Here is a 15,782-nt window from a genome sequence, read left to right on the forward strand (position 1 = left end):
GGGTGTTACCGGGTGAGGAGCTCGGCGAGGTCCTGCACCACGATGTCAGCGCCGTGTTCCCGCAAAGCGTCGGCTTGACCCACCCGATCAACGCCGATCACGATGCCGAACCCACCGGCCCTGCCGGCCTCGACGCCGGCGAGCGCATCCTCGAAGACCGCGCAGTTCTCCGGGGGGATGCCGAGCAGCTTCGCGCCGTGGAGGAACGTGTCCGGCGCGGGCTTACCGGGCAATTGTTCCGCACGAGCCGTCACGCCGTCCACGCGCGCCTCGAGGAGATCAGCGATCTTTGCTGCTTCCAGCACGTCTTTGCAGTTGGCGCTCGCCGACACCACGGCGCGGCGCAGACCCGCGTCCATCGCGGCGTGCAGGTAGTCCACGGATCCGGGGTAGACCTGTACGGCGCCCTCACGGATCTTCTGCAGGACCAGCAAGTTCTTGCGGTTACCGATGCCGTTGACGGTCTCCTCGTCGGGACCGTCCTCGGGCGCGCCTTCGGGCAGGGTGATGCTCCGCGAGGCGAGGAACGTGCGGACCCCGTCGGCGCGCTGCCGGCCGTCGACGTACCGGTGATAGTCGGCACCGGTGTCGAACGGCACAAAGGGCTGGCCGTGCCGCGCGGACCACTCCTGGAGGAACGCGTCGAAGGTCTGTTTCCACGCCGCGTTGTGAACCAGGGCGGTCTGGGTGAGCACGCCGTCGAGATCGAAAAGGCATGCCGTCACATGAGGAGGTAGTCCGAGCACCGGCCTAATGTAGTCGCCCGCGTCGGCCGACGCGCTTGAATGCCGTTGTCGACATTTCCACGGCGTTTCATCCGTGGTTCAGGTTCCGCTTGTAGCCCCATTGACCAGGTCGGAGCTGGTATGCCGGCCGGGCAGGTCGACCCGCAGTCCGATAGTCGTCCCGATCGGGCCGGTCGCCATCGTGACCTCGTCGCACAGCTGGTACGCCAGCCAGATCCCCCGGCCGCCGTCCTCGAACGCCGCCGGCACCGCGGGCGGCCGGCGGAACCGCTCGGGGATGCCGGGCCCGGAGTCGGTGACCGTGCACCACACCGTGTCCGCCGTGCGGGTCAGCACCAGCCGGCCGCTGCCGCCGGCGTGCAGGACGACGTTCGTGATCACCTCGTTGACCGCGAGCACGAAGCCGTCGAGCCGGTCGCCGAGCAGGCGGCGGTCGAGGTGCTGGAGCACCTCGTGCCGCAGGACGGTGATGTCGTTGCGCCCGAACACCCGGTCGAGCAGCCGGCCGGTTTCTCCGTACGCCGAGGGGGCGCCCGAGGGCTCCCTGCCCGGAGCCGGACGCAGCACTTCGTGGTCGACGGTTTCCTCCACCGCCGAGCAGCCTACGCTGTGTACCGCCTCCGTGGCAGTCGTGGAGCCCTGTGACATCGGGTCAGAACAGGTGCGAGAGCGTCCGGAAGATCTCCGCGTAGAAGTTGCCGTCGATCTCGCGGTAGAGGCTGAACTTCATGCCGGGGCTGCCGAAGAAGGGCCGCAGCGTCCACGCCAGCTGGGTGCCGACGAAGCCGAAGAGCAGGATCCAGACGTAGAGCAACGTCATGCTGGGCGGGGCCGGCTGCTTGACCGGCCGCGGCGCCGGACGGGGGTGGCCGATCGGGGTGAGCATGTAGCCCGGCGGGACGGCAGGCTGAGCCGCCGGGGCGGGCGCGGGCGGCGCGGAGGCCGGCGGCGTGCCGTTGGCCGCGGCGCCGACGGCGACGGGCTCGGCCACGGTGACGGCCGGGCTGACCGGAGCCTCGGCCGGCACGTCGGCCTTGGCGGCGGGCGCCAGCAGGCCGTGCTCGTTGAGCACCCGCATGCCGCCGGTGAGGAAACGCAGCCCGACCAGCGCCGACAGCGCGAGGATCACGACGTTGAGAAGCTTGAAGAAGCTGTAGTCGGGCGCCGTGATCAGGAAGAACAGCGCGATCGGCGCGAACGCCAGCGCGAGCATCGCGGTCACGGTCAGTGCCACCATGACCAGGGCCAGGGACTGGCGTACGGACAGCCGCGCGCCGAACACCAGGTTGAACAGGTACAGCGTCGGCAGGCAGATCGCCAGCGTGACCAGGAACAGCAGCGGAAGCTTCACCGCGGAGGTCAGCGCCATCAGGACACTGTGGAAGGAGCCGAGGACCGCTCCGTAGCAGGCCAGTGCGATCATCGAGCTCACCATCATCTGCCCGGTGAGCTTGGACAACGACCGATCCTCGACCACCTGCTGCCAGATGCTCTGCCGGTCGCGCAGGATCCTCTCGATCACCAACAGTCCGGACGCGTTCGCCATCATCGCCACCCTTCTGGGGTTGGACGTCGATACGCCCTCGCACCGACGTGCGGCGAACGGTACGGCACCGTGTCAACGGAACCGGAGCGTCGAGGGGTCGCAGCTCTCAGAAGGTGCAAGAACGGGTGCTTTCAGCGCCAGCCGATGTCGATGCGGTCGCCGCGCTCGTCGAAGAAGTGCAGTGCGTCCATCCGTACGCCGACCGCCAGCGGATGCCCCGGCGACACGGCCGGGTACGGGGCCAGCCGCACCGCCAGCTCCGCGGGACGCCGGTGGTGCCGCCCCGGGTCGCTCAGCACCGACGCCTTCTCCTGCCCCTCGCGTTCCAGCGCCGCCCGCTCCGTACGCCCGGTCAGCCGCTGCAGCGCGCCACCGAAGCGCCGCAGCGCCCCACCACCGGCCGCCGGCGTGTCCGTCACGCCGCCCATCTCGTCGACGACGATCGCGGTGGCGCCGATGTCGAGGAACGCCAGCGACTCGTGTCCGTGGTGCTCGAGGTAGCGGATGCGGCCCTGCAGCACGTCGCCCGGCGCGTCGGGCGCGACCGGGGTGAGCGCCTCGGCCCGCATGCCGACGACGATGCGCTCGCCGTGGTAGTGCGCGATGGCCCGGGCGCGCAGGTCGGTCCAGGGCAGGTAGAGCGCCTGCTCGCCGAGGTTCAGGGCGATGTAGCGGTCGAGGTGCACGTACACCGAGGCCTCGAGCAGGTTCATCCGGGGCGAGCCGAGGAACGCCGCGACGTAGAGGGTCGCCGGGCGTCCGTACACCTCGGTGGGGGTGCCGATGTCCTGCAGCACGCCGCGCCGCATGATCGCGACGCGGTCGGCCATGGTGAGCGCCTCGGCCTGGTCGTGGGTGACGTACATGGTGGTGACGCCGAGCTCCCGGGTCAGGCCGGTGATCTCCGCGCGCAGCTCGGCCCGCAGCCCGCTGTCGAGGTTGGACAGCGGCTCGTCCATGAGGAAGAGGCCGGGGCGGCGGACGATGGCCCGGCCCATCGCGACCCGCTGCCGCTGGCCGCCGGAGAGCTGGGCCGGCTTGCGGCCCAGCACGTCGCCGATGCCGAGCGCGCTGGCCACGTCACCGATCCGCTCGCCGCGCGAACCCGGCTCGACGCGGGAGAGCTTGAGCGGGAAGCCGATGTTGTCCCCGACCGTCATGTGCGGGTACAGAGCGAAGTCCTGGAAGACCATGGCGATCTGCCGGTCCCGCGGCGCCAGGTCCATGACCGGTTCGCCGTTGAGCAGGATCGCGCCGTCGCTCGGGTCCTCCAGACCGGCGATCATGCGCAGCACCGTCGACTTGCCGCATCCGGACGGGCCCAGCAGGACCATGAACTCGCCGTCCTGCACATCGAGGCTGACCTTGTCGACGGCCACGGTGCCGTCCGGCCAGACCTTCGTGACGTCCTTGAGCGCGACGGTGGACACCGTCAACCTCCTGCATATGAGCTGCGACGATGGCTTAGCGTGACCAGGCGCATCGATGCTTGCCATCGGGTGAACGGCCATTCGCCGTCAGTCACCAGACCGTCACACCCATGAATGCCTTGACAAGATCGATAAATATGATCGTTGCCGCAGGCCAGCCGCGTACGCCGCTTCCGGTGCAGGTGGGACCCGTTTACCCGGATCAGGAAATTAACCGGCCAGTTCGCCGAGCAGGACCCGGCGCACCACCCGCTCGGCCGCCTTGCCGTCGTCCAGGTAGCAGAAGCGCTCCCGGAACCGCGCCCGCTTCGCCGTCGCGTCCGCGCTCGCGTACGAGCCGTCGGCGAAGACGTCGACCAGGCCGGAGAAGGTCGTCGCGACCTCCCCGGGCGGCAGCTCCATGAGGTCGAAGTACACCCCGCGCAGCTCCCGGTACGCCTCCCAGTCCGGCGCGTAGATCACCAGCGGCCGGTCGAGCACCGCGAAGTCGAACATGGCCGACGAGTAGTCGGTCATCATCACGTCGGCCGCGAGATAGAGGTCCTCGACCACCGGGTACGCCGACACGTCCACGACCCGCCCGCGCCGAGTCTGCACCCGCTGATCGGGAGCCACGTAGAAGTAGTGGGCGCGCACCAGCAGCACGGTGTCCGGGCCCAGCCGGTCGGCGAAGGCCTCGACGTCGAGCACCTGGCGGCCCCGCGGCAGCCACTCCCGGTGCGTCGGCGTGTAGAGGATTACCCGCTCGTCCGGCCGGATGCCGAGCTTCTCCCGTACGCCGGCAGCGTCGGCCGGGGTCGCACCCGCCAGCCGGTCGTTGCGCGGATAGCCGACCTCGAGGGTCTCGTGCCGGCACGGGTACGCCCGCTCCCACGCGATCGTGGTGTGCGCGTTCGCCGTGATGCTGAAGTCCCAGCGGTCCGCCCGGCGCATCTGGGCGTGGAAGTTCTGGTCCTTCGCGGCGGCCGGGTGGTCGGCCTGGTCCATGCCCATCATCTTCAGCGGGGTGCCGTGGTGGGTCATGACGTGCGTCGCGCCGGGCCGCTTGACCACCCAGTTCGGCCAGTTCACGTTGTTGACCAGCCAACGGGCGCGGGCCAGCGCGCGGTAGTACGCAAGCGAGCCCGCGACCACGTAGTCGGTGCCGGGCGGCACGGACGCGGCTCGGGCCCGGCCGACGACCCAGACATTGCGGACGCCGGGAGCCAGCTCCTCCGCCTTGCTCGCGATCGCCGCCGGGTTGCAGGTCACCCCGCGATACCAGTACGCGGCGTACAGGGCGAGCCGGTCGTCCACGGGCAGCCGGAGCTGGAGCTTGTAGTAGGCCCGGTACGCGGCCTGGCGTACCCGTTTGACCAGGCCCTTCGCCTTCACCAGGGGCAGCTTGCGCACCCGCTCGGTGGACTTGACGACGCCGATGACCCGCTGCAAAGTCCGGAACGCGAAGAATGACCCGCGCGCGACGAACCTGTGCCGCAGGCCCTGCGCGCCCGGCGGCGGCTCGTAGCCCTGCGCCGGCTTGTAGCGGTGGAAGTCCTCGGTGATCCGGTCGAAGAAGCGCTTGCGGGACGCCTTCTTCACCCGTTGGGCGTTGCGCAGCACCGTCAGGTAGTGCCAGATCATCCGCTGGAACAGCGCCGGGCGCAGCGCCTCGGGCCGGTCGGCGTACTGGTCCACGAGGGCCATGGCGTGCGCCCAGTGGTCGAAGATCTCGAAGTGCCGGTCGCCCAGCGTCCGGGTGATCGCCCCGGTCCGGCGCTGACGGTAGTGCACGCAGACCCGGGCCAGGCCGCTGATCCGCGGCGCGGCCGAGAGCAGCGGGAAGGTGAACGAGACGTCCTCGTACCAGCCCTCCTCGAACCGGAAGCCCAGCTTGACCAGCAGATCCCGGCGGACGACCTTGTTCCAGGCCACGTGCAGGACGTTCAGCACCCGCGGCCACTGCTCGACCGTGAACGACTCGGGCGCCTCGGCGAGCGCCTTGACCGAGCCGGACGGCGTGACCCGGCCGTCCCAGTGCACCCGGTCGAAGCCGACGATCAGCACGTCCGCGTCCGTGTCGGCGAGCCGGTCGGCCACCGCGGTCAGCGCGCCCTGCGCCAGCCAGTCATCGCTGTCGACGAACCACACGTACTCGCCCGTCGCGTGGTCCAGCCCAGCGTTGCGCGCCCGGCCCAGGCCGACGTTCTCGGCGAGGGAGACGACGCGGACGCGGGGGTCGCGGGCGGCGTACTCGGCGAGGATCGCACCGCTGTTGTCGGGCGAGCAGTCGTCCACCGCGACGATCTCGAAGTCGGTGAACGGCTGCTCCAGCAGCGAGTCCAGGCACTGACTCAGATAGCCCTGCACCTTGTAGACGGGCAGCACCACGCTGAGCAGGGTCATCGTCTTCCTCCGGTTCGCCAGTCCTGGACAGCCCCCGTGAGGAAATGCACGCCGACCGCGACGGCGAGCAGCAGCTCCCCGGCCGTGGCGACGCCCGCCAGCGCAAAGATCACCAGCAGGAGGACCCGGCCGTCCCAGCCGAGCAGGGCCCGCTTCCCGACGATGCCGGGCGCGCCCTTCTCCATCCGGGCGGTCAGGTCGTAGTGGTGCAGCGCGAGCGCGAACAGCAGTGCGAACAGCACCGCCGGCGGCACCTCACAGATCAACGCGACGGCCACCGCCATCAGATACTCGGCCGCGCGCAGACCGGCCGGCACGAGCCAGTCCAGCGGTCCGCCGTGCGACGACCGGGCAGCGGCGCCGGCGCTCAGCACCAGCAGCGCCGCGACGACGAGCCAGACCCCGGCACCACCCGCGCGGACCAGCTCGACGTGCAGGTCACCGCCCCACCACGAGCCCCAGCGGGTGCCCCGCGGCACCACCTCCGCGGCCACCGCGCCGATCAGGATCAGCGGCGCCACGGCCGCCAGCGCGGCCCACACCAGCGGCCGGGACAGGTTGGCCGCGCTCACCGTGCCGCGCACCAGCCGGCCGTCGTCGCGGTGCCGCGACGTGTCGACCGTGTCCAGCACACCGACGCGCATCGAGACCGACCGCAGAGACCTCAGGGCCAGCGTGTACGCCGCGGCCAGCAGCCCCCACGCCACCACGGCGGTCAACGCGACCCGCCCGTTCGTGACGGCGGCGAGGATCGCCATCAACGCCCAGCGCTCGCCGATCGGGAAGACCACGATCCGCTTCAGCCAGTACGCGACCGACCCCGTGTCCGCCTGCACCTTGTTCGAGGCGCGGCTCAGCTTGGCGCCCACCCCGCCGCCCGCGTCGGTGTTGCCGGCCGTCCCAACCGTCTGCCGGGCCGCCGCCTCGTCGTGCAGGGCGCCGTACCAGGTGTCGGTCATGTGCCGGACCGTCTGCAGCACGATCGCCGTGATCGCCAGGGGCCACGCGTACGGCAGCCCCACCCGCTCCGCGCCGGCGGCGAGACCGGCGTAGACCGCGTACTCCTTCGCGCGGTCGGCCATCGTGTCGAGCCAGCCGCCGAACGCCCCGAACTGCCGGGTGTAGCGGGCCAGCTGCCCGTCGACGCAGTCCAGGACGAAGCCCAGGTAGAGCAGCACGGCGCCGATCACCATCGCCGGGCGCGACGCCTGCCAGAACGACAGCGCGGCGGCCACGGCGAACAGCACCGACAACGCGGTCACGCCGCTCGGCGTGAGGCCCGCACGGGCGCACCACTTCGTGACCAACGGCGACCAGGTGCTCACGGCGTACGTGGTGAAGAAGTCGTCCTTCTCCTTGACCGCGAGCCGCAGCAGCGCCTTGTCCTCATCCACGGCAGCGACCGCGGCGCGGGCACCGGCGAGGGCGGCGTCGGTGTGCACCCGCTCGGCGTGCAGCAGGCGTACGCGGGTCGCGATCGGCACCAGCCCCGCGCTGAGCAGCGCCGGCATCAGGGCATCGATCGCGTTGCCGGTGGCCCGCCGGGTCAGCACGTCGGCGTCACCACCGCGCTCGGCGGCCTCGGCGGCCTCCCGAGCGGCCGTGGCCAGCAGGCCCAGATCGGCGGGGGCGACGCAGAGCGCGCCGAGGAACCGGACGGGACCGTCCCCGGCCGCGACGAGCCGGCCCCGATCCTCTCGGAGGTCACCGCCCGCGCCGGTGCCGGTGGCCGCCACCAGCGCGGTGCTGCGCCCGGCCGGCTCGGTAGCGAGCGTCCACAAGAGACTGGGATGGGCGACGAGATCGTCGGCGCAGAGCAGCAGCGGCTCACTCGCCTCCGCGGCGATCCGGGCGGTCTCGCGCAGCTGAGCGGCCACGTCGGCGCGCGAGAGAGTCAGCACTGCCGATGCCCCGGCCGCGGTCAGCGCCACGGTCAGCTCGTCCGCGAGCCTGCCGGCCGCGGCCGGATCGAGGTCGTTGCCGGTGCTGCCGCACAAAACGGCAAGCGTCACCGAGTCATCCCTCCCATAGAACCCGCCCAAGCCACAGGGAGTAGGGGGCGAATGAGCCCCGATGTTAACAGCGGCGCCGAGCCGGGTACGGGGTGCCCTTACGGGAACGTGAGACGGCTTCTCCCCCTCCAGACCGAGGGCGGAGGGTCCGGCGCTGCCTACTGTTGACCGTGGTCGAGGCGCCAGCCCGGCCGACCCCGACACGAGGAGTGAGCGACATGCCCCGCCGATTGGCCCGACCCCGCGACGACCGATGGATCGCCGGCGTGTGTTCCGGCCTGGCGCGCCGGTTCGGCGTGTCCTCGTCCGTCATGCGGCTGATCTTCGTCCTGTCCTGCCTCCTCCCCGGCCCGCAGTTCATCGTCTACCTGGTCCTCTGGGTCCTCCTGCCCAACGAGTGACGACGGCATGACAAAGGGACGGCGTTCCCGCGGACGCCGTCCCTTTGCTTATCCGCAAGCCCTTCACGACTATGACCCCGAATGGGGTCAACGCAGGCCGGACCGTCGGATATTGACCGGACATGCGACGGTTTGAGCGTGCCGCCATCGCAGGACCAGAGCTCCCCGAGCCGCCCGAGCTGGACCGACAGAACGTCCCAGATCGCCACCGCCGTCGCGGCCGGGACATTCGTCAACGTGTTCAGTGACCGCACAGCGCTGCAAGGACTGGCGGTTGCCGCCGTCACGGCCCTCAGCCTGGTCACCGTGAAATGGCTGCGGAAACGACCCGGCGCCGCGATGACCCGCTACGCGACCCGCATCGCCGCGTGTGGCGCTCTGGCCGGCTCAGCGTGGGCAGCGACGGCCTCGACCACCCTGGCCGTAACCATCGCCGTCATCTCGGCGGTCTTCGGCGGTGCGGCAGTGATCATGCAGAGCGATCCGACCAGAGCGATCAAGCTTCTGATGCGCATGATCGCCGCCGGGACAACGGTGACCATGGTGGGTTCCGGCGCCCAAGCACTTCTGAACGGCGATGATCGGATCGCGTTCGTATGCGTCATCCTCGGTTGCGCCTTGGCGGGGGTCACCGTCTGGGCCGACGACCTGCTCGAGCATGCCACCGGCGCGTTCGCGGTGACGATGGCGGCGGCCGCCCTGTCGCTCCTCATGGCCGGCATCGCGATCATGCCGGGAGAGAGGCGCTGCTCACCTCGTCGACGATCCCGTTCGGCCTGAGCCTCCTCGGAAACGGCATCGGCTTCCTCTCCGATGCAACGATGTTCGGCACGATGGGACTGATCATCGGGTCGGCGCTCATCGTCCTCGGGCTTGGACGAATGCGTCCCACCTTGGCGATGCTGCGACGGAAGCTGATCGAGATGTCCGAGGAACCCGGCCAGGAGCACGTCCCGAGCAGCGTCCCGATGCAGGCGCGAGTTATCCCATCATCGGGGGATATCCGCACTTGTCCGGTGAAGAGGGTGCCTCAGGTGCAGTGATACCCCGCGGGGTTACGGGCTGGCGAACTCCACCGTGACCGTCGTGTACCCGAGCCGCCCGAACAGGCTCTGCAGCATCTTCTCCGTGTTCTGCTGGGCCCGCTGCTCCAGCCCGCTGCTGCGCGCCGCCTCGGTGATCCGCTGCTGCGCCGACTGGTAGACCCGTTGCTGCTGGTTGGGGTCGTTGCTGAAGGCGTCGCCGATGCGGTTGAGCAGGCCGCGCTCCTCCGCCACCACGTAGCTGCGCTGCATGTCGAGCGCTGCCTGACCGAGCTGCGGCGGGGGCAGCTTGATCGTGGCCTTCTTGTTCGCCTCGTCGAGGGAGAGCGCGCCGGTGGAGAGCTGGCCGAAGTCCACGTACGCCTCGACCGTGCCGGCGCCGACGAACAGGGTGCGCTTGTTGAGCAGGAAGTCGGGGACGTTCTCCTTGTTCTCCTGCAGGTCGACGATCACCTGGAAGTTGCCGTCGGCGGCGACGTAGCGGCTCAGGTCGCGCATCGACTGCAGCAGGACCGGCTGGCTGCGGTCCGTCGTCTTGTCGGAGAACGGGTTGTCGAAACCGGGCAGCACGTTGATCGCGCGCAGCCCCAGGCACATGGCGACGATCAGCGCGAACACCACGCCGGTGAAGATCAGGACCCGGGCGAACGCGCCCATGCCCCGCGGCGTTTCGGCCGGCACCTGCGCGTCGGCGGGCGGCGCCGCGGCTGGCGGTGGCGCCGCGGCGGGCGGTGCAGCCTCGTCGACGGCCGGGTATTCCTTGGTCGGCTCGTCCACACCGGGCGACTGGGCCATCGTCGACCACCCCTTCCTCGGTCCGCGCTCCGCGGGAGACGCTTGTCCGCGCTCCGCGGGAGACGCTTCTGGTACCCACGGTACGGAAGGGGTACGACACCCGCAGCCGCTCAGCCGCCGAACGCGTTCAGACCCGTCAATTTCTGGCCGATGACCAGCTGGTGGATCTCCGAGGTTCCCTCGTACGTGAGCACGCTCTCGAGGTTGTTGGCGTGCCGGAGCACGGGGTACTCGCCGCTGATGCCGTTGCCGCCGAGGATCGTGCGGCATTCCCGGGCGATCCGGATGGCCTCGCGCACGTTGTTGAGCTTGCCGACGCTGACCTGCTCCGGACGCAGCCCGGCGGCGTCGCTGCGGCGGCCCAGGTGCAGCGCCAGCAGGTAACCCTTCTGCAGCTCGAGGGCCATGTCGGCGAGCTTGGCCTGGGTGAGCTGGAAGCCGGCGATCGGGCGGCCGAACTGCTCGCGGGACGTCGCGTACGCGATGGCGGTCTCCAGGCAGTCACGCGCCGCGCCCAGCGAACCCCAGATGATGCCGAACCGGGCCTCGGTCAGGCAGGACAGCGGCGCCTTGAGGCCCTTGGCCAGCGGCAGCCGGGCCGACTCGGGCAGCCGGACCTCGTCCAGGGTGATCTCGCCGGTGGCCGAGGCCCGCAGCGAGAGCTTCATCTTGACCTCGCGCACCGAGAACCCCGGCGTGTTCGTCGGTACGGCGAAGCCGATCACGCCCTCCTCGGCGCGGGCCCAGATGACGGCCACGTCTGCGACCGGGGCGTTGGTGATCCACATCTTGCCGCCGTGCAGCACCCAGTCGTCGCCGTCGCGGCGCGCGCGGGTGGACATGTTGCCCGGGTCGGAGCCGTGGTCCGGTTCGGTCAGCCCGAAGCAGCCGATGAGCTCTCCGGCGGCCATGCCGGGCAGCCACTGCTGCTTCTGCTCCTCGCTGCCGTAGCGGTGGATGGCGTACATGGCGAGCGAGCCCTGGACGGAGACGAGCGAGCGGACCCCGGAGTCGGCGGCTTCGAGCTCCATGCAGGCCAGGCCGTACTGGACCGCCGAGGCGCCGGCGCAGCCGTACCCCTCGAGGTGCATGCCGAGCAGGCCGAGCTTGCCGAACTCCAGCGACAGCTCACGGACGGGGACCTCGCCGCGCTCGTACCAGTCGGCGACGTGCGGGCGCACGCGGTCGTCCACGACGCGGCGCACCAGCGACCGTACGTCGCGCTCCTCGTCGCTGAGCAGCTCGTCGAGGTCCAGCAGGTCCAGCGGTGACACGGCCATGCGAATTAAACTAACAGTGTTAGTCCTCGATGACGAGAACCCGCGCGTGAATCTGGTTGCGCTGCTGCAGGGCCGCCCGCAGCGCCCGGTGCAGACCGTCCTCCAGGTACAGGCCGCCGTTCCACTCCACGACGTGGGGGAACAGATCGCCGTAGAACGTCGAGTCCTCGGCGAGCAGCTTGTCCAGCGCCAGCTCCCGCTTGGTCGTGATGAGATCGGCCAGGCGGATCGGGCGGGGCGGGATCTCGGCCCACCTCTTCAGCGTCGTGTGGTGGTCGGGGTACGGCGCTCCGTCCCGTACCGCTTTGAAGATCACGACGGCACGCTCCCCTCCGGTCCCTCGCTTCTGGCCTTACCCGGCGGACGGGCGGATACGCCTGCCAGCCTAACGAGCCGCCGGGCCGGCGATGGCCCACGGCGTTGCCCGCTGTCAGCCGGCACCCGCGGACGCCGTGCCGGTAGCGGTCCATCGGCCATGATGCACCACCTCGTCCACCGGGCGATGCCCCCGGCGTAGTGACGGTGACCTCTTGTCGGGTGCCGGATATCCCACCGTCAGCGCGCCGACCGGGGTGAATTCGTCCGGTACGCCGAATGCCGCCCGGAATGCGGCGACCTTGTCCGCGGGTACGCCGAAGAACAGCGACCCCAGACCCTCATTCACCGCCGTCAGGTGCATGAGCAGCGCGGCGAAGCCGGTGTCGACGTCCCAGTACGGCACCGGCCACCGGCGCTCGTCGCGGTCCGTCCAGCCCTTGTCCGCCTGCGCGTACCGCTCGATGTACACCGACTTGTTGGAGAGCGCGACGACGATCAGCGGCGCGGTACGCATGCGCTGCAGCCACGAGTCGTCCGGCCCGCCCGACGACGTGGCCGCCCAGTAGCGCTCGCGGTCCTCCGGCTCCTGGAGCACGAGGAAGCCCCATCCCTGCGAGAAGCCCGCCGAGGGCGCCCGGAGTGCGTGCCGGACCAGCTTGTCGACGATCTCGGGCGGCACCGGCCGCTCCGGGTCGTACGTGCGCACCATCCTGCGCCGGCGGACGACCTCGTCGAACTCCACGGCTCAGGCCGCCGAGGGCCGGATGCCCCAGGACGCGCGCCAGGTGGCTCCCGGCTCCAGCACGATCAGGTCGCGGCCGCTGCGGAAGGCGTCCGGCGGGCAGGTCATCGGCTCGATGGCGAACGACCGGCGGAACCGCTCACCGGTCAGGGTGTCCCCGCTGAAGACCTGCCACCAGTGGAAGTTCTCGTCGCCCCAGACCGTCACGGCCCGGCTGCCGTCCGGCGCGGCGATGGTGACCGACGAGCCGCCGTCCCCGTCCCGGATGAGGTCGCCCCACGTGGTGTCGAGCACCGCGCCCGCGACCCGGCGCGGCTCGGTGTAGTCGAACTCCGTCCCGGCCACCCGTACCGCGCCGATCGGCAGCAGCCGCTGGTCGGCCAGGATCTTGCTGCGCCCCGGCACCCGGAGCAGGGTGTCGTCGACCGCGACGCCGGGCAGCTGCACGTACGGGTGGACCGAGAAGCCCCACGGCGCGTTCGCGTCGCCGGTGTTGGTGACCTCCTGGTCGGAGCGCAGGCCGTCGGCGGAGACCGTCCAGCGGGTCCGCAGCGTCAGCGCCCAGGGGTAGCCGATCTGGGGCGGCAGATCGAACTCGAGGGTCACCGAGTCCGGCGCCTGCTCGGCGAGCCGCCAGCGCGACCAGTTGGTCAGCCCGTGGATCGCGTTGTGCTTGTCCGGCTCGGTGAGCGGCAGCTGGTACGCCGTTCCCTCGAACGTGTAGTGCCCGTCGCGGATGCGGTTGGGCCACGGCGCGAGCATCTGGCCGGCCGAGGCGGGCGAGATCTCGTCCGGTCCGAAGCCGTCCACCACCTCACGGTCGCCCACGGAGTAGCCGCGCAGCACACCGCCGACCTCCACGACCGTGGCCCGGTGACCCTCCGCCTCGATGGTCCACTGGGTCCCAGATTTCGCCGCAACCACGCCCCTCACGACCCCGCCTCGCTTCGCTCCCCGGCGCCGCGAGGCACGAGCCGGCTGCGCTTACTGATGCCGTCGCTGCGCTCCGTCATGGGCAGAACATTAGTGGTTGCTCTCCGCGTCCGAGGGAGGGCGGTACCGAACGAGGGCGGGGAAAGCCAGGGCCAGAACGACGGCGAGCCCCGCGGCCGCGAATCCGCCGCCCGCCCAGGACGCGGTCGCGCCGGTCACGCCGGCGGTGGCACCGGCGCGCAGGTCGCCCAGGCGCGGGCCGCCGGCCACCACGACGGTGAAGACGCCCTGCAGCCGCCCGCGCAGCCGGTCCGGCGCGTACACCTGCAGGATCGACTGCCGGTAGACCGCGCTGACCAGGTCGGCCGCGCCGCCCACCGCGAGCAGTAGCACCATCAGCCACAGCGAGGTGGCGAAGCCGGCGAAGCCGATGGCCAGGCCCCAGCCGACCACGGCCGCCACCAGGGCGACGCCCTGGCGCTGCACCCGGCCGATCCAGCCGGAGGTCAGGCCGCCGAGCACGGAACCGATGGCGATCGCGGCGAACAGCCAGCCGACCGCCCACCCGCCGCCGAAGCGGTCCTCGGCGATCTCCGGGAACAGCGCCCTCGGCATCGCCAGCACCATCGCGATGATGTCGACCCCGAACGAGAGCAGGAGGACCGGCTGGGTGGTGAGGAAGCGCAGGCCGTCGATGATGCCGCGAAGGCCCGCTGTCGGCCGCTCGCCGTCGCCGTCGTCGTGCACCGGCGGGATGGGCGGCAACCGGTAGGTCGCCCAGAACGAGATGGTGAAGAGTACGGCGTCCACCGCGTACGCGATCGTGATGCCGGCACCGGTCGACCAGGCGCCGAAGATGAGCCCCGCGGCGAGCGGGCCGAGCACGCCGCCCGCGGTCGTCGCCGTGTAGGAGAGCGTGTTGGCCGCCGGGACCAGCTGCGCCGGGACGATCCGCGGGATGATCGCCTGCCGGGTCGGCGAGCTGACCGCGAACCCGGCCGACTGCACCGCGGTCAGCGCGAGCAGCAGCACCCCGCTGCGCACCCCGAGCAGGGCCTGCGCCAGCAGGCCGACCGTGGAGAGCCACGCCAGCGTGGAGCTGGCGAGCAGCAGCTTGCGGCGGTCCACCACGTCGGCGGCCGCGCCGCCCCACAACCCGAAGACCATCAGGGGTACGAGCCCCGCGATGCCCAGCAGCCCCACCCACGCCGACGAGTGCGTGATCGAGAACATCTCCACCGGTACGGCGACCGCGGTGAACTGGAACCCGAAGTACGAGACGCCGTTGCCGACCCACATCCGCCGGTACGCGACCCCGCGCAGCGGCCGGACGTCGATGACCCAGCTCCTGCGCTCCTTCCCGACGCTCTCCTCGGTGACCCGCTCCGCGGCCTCGACCGGCTCCTGACTCACGGGGCCAGCCGCTCGACGACCCAGCCGCCGTCCGCCGAGCGGTACCGGAGCCGGTCGTGCAGCCGATTGCTGCGGCCCTGCCAGAACTCCACCGTCTCGGGCAGGACGCGCAGCCCGCCCCAGTGCGGCGGCGCGGGAACCGCACCGTCGGCTCCGAACCGCTCGACCGCCGCGGCCAGCCCCGCCTCGACCGCCTCCCGGCCGGGCAGGACCTGGCTCTGCGGGCTCGCCCACGCGCCCAGCTGCGATCCGCGCGGCCGGGTGGCGAAGTACTCCTCGGTCTCCGCGCGGTCCACCTTCTCGACCGCGCCGCAGACGATCACCTGCCGCTGCATGGGGAACCACGGGAAGACCAGGCTCGCGTACGGGTTCGCCGAGACCTCCGAGCCCTTGCGCGAGGTGTAGTTGGTGAAGAACACGAAGCCGCGCTCGTCGTACCCCTTGAGCAGCACCGTACGGGCACTGGGCCGGCCGGTGGCGTCGGCGGTCGCCACGATCATGGCGTTGGGCTCGGGGAGCGCGAACTCGAGGGCGTCGGCGAACCAGCGCGCGAACTGGTCGGGCCAGGCGGGGGCGACGTCGGACTCGAGCAGCGCGCCGCGTTCGGTGTAGTCGCGGCGCATCTCGGCCGGCGTCGGTCGGTCGGGGATCACCCAACGAACCTAAGTCGCCCACGCCGGTGCGTCCGCTCAGCGAGGATAGGTGTCACAGACAGCACATTCGGCGTGGGTCGACCTG

The 15,782-nt window shown here is 71.0% G+C and carries 15 protein-coding genes; 2 read left to right on the plus strand and 13 right to left on the minus strand.

The window, feature by feature from the left end; all coding sequences use genetic code 11:
• Window positions 1–5: 5 nt before the first annotated feature.
• The 6 genes from IT780_RS39325 to IT780_RS39350 form a co-directional block, all read right to left on the minus strand.
• Complete coding sequence (locus tag IT780_RS39325) at window positions 6–746, minus strand: HAD family hydrolase (RefSeq protein WP_199516974.1); 741 nt, start codon at window positions 744–746, stop codon at window positions 6–8.
• A gap of 78 nt (window positions 747–824) precedes the next feature.
• Entirely contained in the window at window positions 825–1,337 is a 513-nt protein-coding gene (locus IT780_RS39330) for an ATP-binding protein (protein ID WP_199516975.1), read from the minus strand.
• A 61-nt stretch (window positions 1,338–1,398) separates the two neighbouring features.
• Entirely contained in the window at window positions 1,399–2,292 is an 894-nt protein-coding gene (locus IT780_RS39335; RefSeq protein WP_199516976.1) for a hypothetical protein, read from the minus strand.
• Window positions 2,293–2,423: 131 nt separating this feature from the next.
• Window positions 2,424–3,722 (minus strand): ABC transporter ATP-binding protein, encoded by a 1,299-nt coding sequence (locus IT780_RS39340; protein ID WP_199516977.1) that lies wholly within the window; start codon window positions 3,720–3,722, stop codon window positions 2,424–2,426.
• A gap of 210 nt (window positions 3,723–3,932) precedes the next feature.
• Window positions 3,933–6,107: a bifunctional glycosyltransferase/CDP-glycerol:glycerophosphate glycerophosphotransferase gene (locus IT780_RS39345; RefSeq protein ID WP_199516978.1), complete on the minus strand. Its 2,175-nt coding sequence runs from the start codon at window positions 6,105–6,107 to the stop codon at window positions 3,933–3,935.
• Entirely contained in the window at window positions 6,104–8,119 is a 2,016-nt protein-coding gene (locus IT780_RS39350) for a DUF5941 domain-containing protein (RefSeq protein WP_199516979.1), read from the minus strand. The genes IT780_RS39345 and IT780_RS39350 overlap by 4 nt, the downstream gene beginning before the upstream one ends.
• A gap of 218 nt (window positions 8,120–8,337) precedes the next feature.
• Between IT780_RS39350 and IT780_RS39355 the strand changes: the two genes are divergently transcribed.
• Together IT780_RS39355 and IT780_RS39360 are read left to right on the plus strand one after the other, a co-directional pair.
• Window positions 8,338–8,520, plus strand: coding sequence for a PspC domain-containing protein (locus tag IT780_RS39355; RefSeq protein WP_199516980.1), 183 nt, complete (start codon window positions 8,338–8,340; stop codon window positions 8,518–8,520).
• Between the two features lie 138 nt (window positions 8,521–8,658).
• Window positions 8,659–9,300 carry a hypothetical protein gene (locus IT780_RS39360; protein ID WP_199516981.1) on the plus strand — a complete coding sequence of 214 codons (642 nt, stop codon included), beginning with the start codon at window positions 8,659–8,661 and terminating at the stop codon, window positions 9,298–9,300.
• Window positions 9,301–9,575: 275 nt separating this feature from the next.
• Here IT780_RS39360 and IT780_RS39365 read toward each other — a convergent pair whose 3' ends face one another.
• The 7 genes from IT780_RS39365 to pdxH form a co-directional block, all read right to left on the minus strand.
• On the minus strand, window positions 9,576–10,358 hold the full coding sequence (locus IT780_RS39365; protein WP_199516982.1) for a DUF4230 domain-containing protein: 783 nt from the start codon (window positions 10,356–10,358) through the stop codon (window positions 9,576–9,578).
• 110 nt (window positions 10,359–10,468) lie between these two features.
• Complete coding sequence (locus tag IT780_RS39370; RefSeq protein ID WP_199517027.1) at window positions 10,469–11,632, minus strand: acyl-CoA dehydrogenase family protein; 1,164 nt, start codon at window positions 11,630–11,632, stop codon at window positions 10,469–10,471.
• A 25-nt stretch (window positions 11,633–11,657) separates the two neighbouring features.
• Complete coding sequence (locus tag IT780_RS39375; RefSeq protein WP_199516983.1) at window positions 11,658–11,954, minus strand: type II toxin-antitoxin system VapB family antitoxin; 297 nt, start codon at window positions 11,952–11,954, stop codon at window positions 11,658–11,660.
• Window positions 11,955–12,068: 114 nt separating this feature from the next.
• Entirely contained in the window at window positions 12,069–12,698 is a 630-nt protein-coding gene (locus IT780_RS39380) for a nitroreductase family protein (RefSeq protein ID WP_199516984.1), read from the minus strand.
• Window positions 12,699–12,701: 3 nt separating this feature from the next.
• On the minus strand, window positions 12,702–13,631 hold the full coding sequence (locus tag IT780_RS39385; RefSeq protein ID WP_199516985.1) for an aldose 1-epimerase family protein: 930 nt from the start codon (window positions 13,629–13,631) through the stop codon (window positions 12,702–12,704).
• A gap of 90 nt (window positions 13,632–13,721) precedes the next feature.
• Window positions 13,722–14,969, minus strand: coding sequence for an MFS transporter (locus IT780_RS39390; protein WP_372443912.1), 1,248 nt, complete (start codon window positions 14,967–14,969; stop codon window positions 13,722–13,724).
• 71 nt (window positions 14,970–15,040) lie between these two features.
• Entirely contained in the window at window positions 15,041–15,667 is a 627-nt protein-coding gene (gene pdxH / locus IT780_RS39395; protein ID WP_199517028.1) for a pyridoxamine 5'-phosphate oxidase, read from the minus strand.
• Window positions 15,668–15,782 lie beyond the last annotated feature (115 nt).

The sequence above is a fragment of the Nucisporomicrobium flavum genome (assembly GCF_016464385.1).
GTDB lineage: Bacteria > Actinomycetota > Actinomycetes > Mycobacteriales > Micromonosporaceae > Actinoplanes > Actinoplanes flavus_A.